The following is a 2,793-nucleotide window of genomic DNA, read 5'->3' as shown; positions in this document are numbered from 1 at the left end:
GATCTTCTAGAAATTTTGCAAGTTCGTTTTGAAGAAGTTCCCACCGAATATAATCAGCGTTTGCAAAATATTGACGATGTAGATATTCTTAAACAGTTGTTGCGGCAGGCAATTACTATCAATTCTTTGGAAGAATTTGTAGATTTATTGCCTTATCAGGAAGGTAGTTAAAAAATACTTCATTGAAGCGATCGCTTTTTCCTCAACTGTGCGATCGCTTCATAATTCTTAACAATATCCCTGGTTCGGTTTTTAAAAACCATCGCCGCATCGACAGCAAGAACCTAGGAAAACTGTAGCAAATCGTCGAAATGAACGCGGCGTTGTTGGTCTAGTTCTTGCAAGCGACGGGTTTCTGTGTAAATTTGTTCTTGAACCCATGCTGCCTCGTCGTGGTTGGCAGATGCGATCGCTTGTTGCCATCGTTCTAACAAATAGCGACGGCGTTTTTGACACATGGCACGTTCGATATAGGCACTGGCGGCACGAACAACCAACGGAATCCGCTGCATTTCGATTTCGTGGTTTTCGTCTAAATAAAATAGATGGGCAACTTGTTCCATTTTATCGGGAAATTCCATACATTGGGTTTGCAATTTTTCGACAATGGTGTCGCTGTCGTGGTTTTCTTCCGATAGAGATAGAATTTGCTGCCACAAAAAGCGATGGTGGGATAGGCTAAAATCCGCGCCTTGTTCGTCTAAATGTTGCAAAGCTTCCAAAACCGTGGCACGTGCCTGGGGGCAATGGATGTAAAGTCGCAGCAACAGGGCTTCCGCGCGTTCTAAAAATTTCCAGTCGCCTAGCGTAGAAGTATCGGCAGTATCAGCAGATTTTGAGGAAGATTTCTGGCGGGGAAATCGCAGTTGGCGGCGTAAATTATCGGCATACAGAGGAACCAAACGGGTATCGCCTTGACTGAGGAGTTCGGCGCATTGACTGATGTAATGGGTGCGGGCGTTGCTGTTGGTGATTTTTTGTAAAAGTTTGACTAATTCATTGGAGGCGGTTTGGAAGTCGTCGGCTTGGTTTAAATCTTTGTCGGCGACAATTTGCTGGATTTGCCAGTCAACCCACAGGGGGGCTTCGTCGAGCAACTGGCGATAGGGTTCGGCGCTTTGGTGGGATTTGAGAAATTCGTCGGCATCTTTGCCGTCGGGCATGGTCAGCACGCGCAGCTGCACGTCTCCTTGGTAGGCTAAATGGGCAATTTGACCGATCGCTCTTTGGGCGGCGGTGGTGCCGGAACGGTCGGCGTCGAAGTTGAAAATGACTTGTTTGGATTCGGTGTAACGCAGCAGTTGGTACAGTTGGTTTTGGCTGAGGGCAGTTCCCAAACAAGCAACCACGTTTTCTATGGAAGCAGCATGTAAGGCGATCGCGTCGAAATATCCTTCAACCACCACGGCACGGTCTTGTTTGCTAATGGCACCGCGTGCTTTATCCAAGGCAAACAGGGTGTTGCCCTTTTGAAATAAGGAGGTTTCTGGAGAGTTGAGGTATTTGGGTTCTTCGTCTTTCAAGGTGCGACCGCCAAAAGCAATGACGCGCCCTTTGACATCGCAGATGGGAATCATTAAGCGATCGCGGAAACGGTCGTAGTAGCCGTTGCCAGATTTGCGCTGGGCAATCAATCCCATTTCCTCCACCCATTCCACGGGAAAGCGTTTTTGTTCTACGAGATAGCGGTAGAGGGTTTCCCAGCCGGCGGGGGCATATCCCAGTTGGAATTTTTGGATGGTGGTTTCGCTGAGTTGGCGGTTGTTTTGTAGGTAGTCTAAAGCGGCTTTGCCTTGGGGTTGGTATAAAGCATGTTGGAAAAAGCTAGCCGCGATCGCCATAATCTCGTAATATTTTTCTTGTTGGGAAAGCTGGCGCTGGATTTCCTGTCGCTGTTCGGGATCGAGGGTTTTGATGGGCACTTGGTAGCGTTGTGCCAAATCCAGCACCACTTCGGCAAACGACTGTTTGGTAGTTTCCATCAAAAATTTCACGGCATTGCCACCCATGCCGCAGCCGAAGCAGTAAAACATCTGTTTGCTGGGGCTAACGGTGAAGCTGGGGGTTTTTTCTTCGTGAAACGGGCACAATCCGGCGTAATCTTTCCCCTGTTTGCGCAATACAACGTGTTCGGAGACGATATCGACGATGTCTGCGTGTTGGTTGACGGCTTCGATGGTGTCTGGATGCAGGCGGGGAACGTTGCTAGACGACATAGGTTATGGGGACAACAGGAATGGTGTGTTGGCAGGATATCATGTTGGGGAGGGGTTTGTTTTGGGCATAGGAGCATGGGAGCGTGGGAGCGTGGGGGAAATGGGTAAGGTATGGTTGTCAAATGTATTGCTGAAAGTTCATTCTGCTGTAGCGTTTTTCAGGATGTCTAAAGCGATTTCTACGCCTTGAGGTGGTTGTGGCGATTTTGCTAGTAGTTCCAGATCGTCTTTCGCTCCTTTTAGCACTCCTTTTGCCGATTGTAGCTGTTCGACAATAGTTTGCGTTTCTGTGGCGATATCGGTAACGTCTTCCAAGGCGATGCGGATAACAAGTTGGTCTAATTTTTCTTTAGGAGTATTACCAGGGCAAAGTTCTAAGCTTTTACGCCATAATTCTTGTGCTTCCGATATATTTCCTTGTAAAGAACGAACAATTCCAAAGTTTTCATAAGGAGAAAAAACGTCAGGATTGAGTTGGATAGCTTGTTGGTAAGCAGCGATCGCTTGTTCGTATTTTCCTTGGTCGGAGTAGGCATTGCCTAAAATATTGTAGTTGTTGGCATGATTGGGGTCGATT

Annotated in this window: 2 protein-coding genes; both read right to left on the bottom strand. The window is 47.5% G+C overall.

Translation table 11 applies throughout. From position 1 onward, the window contains the following. Positions 1-284: 284 nt before the first annotated feature. Positions 285-2,216: a DNA primase gene (gene dnaG, locus AS151_RS12770; RefSeq protein WP_071517448.1), complete on the bottom strand. Its 1,932-nt coding sequence runs from the start codon at positions 2,214-2,216 to the stop codon at positions 285-287. Between the two features lie 138 nt (positions 2,217-2,354). Then, positions 2,355-2,793 (bottom strand): tetratricopeptide repeat protein (locus AS151_RS12765; RefSeq protein WP_170861392.1); only part of this gene is annotated, 439 nt, incomplete at its 5' end.

It is taken from the genome of Geitlerinema sp. PCC 9228 (assembly GCF_001870905.1).
Lineage (GTDB): Bacteria > Cyanobacteriota > Cyanobacteriia > Cyanobacteriales > PCC-9228 > PCC-9228.
The sequence above is the reverse complement of the archived record's forward strand: the minus strand, read 5'-3'. Positions and strand labels throughout refer to the sequence as shown.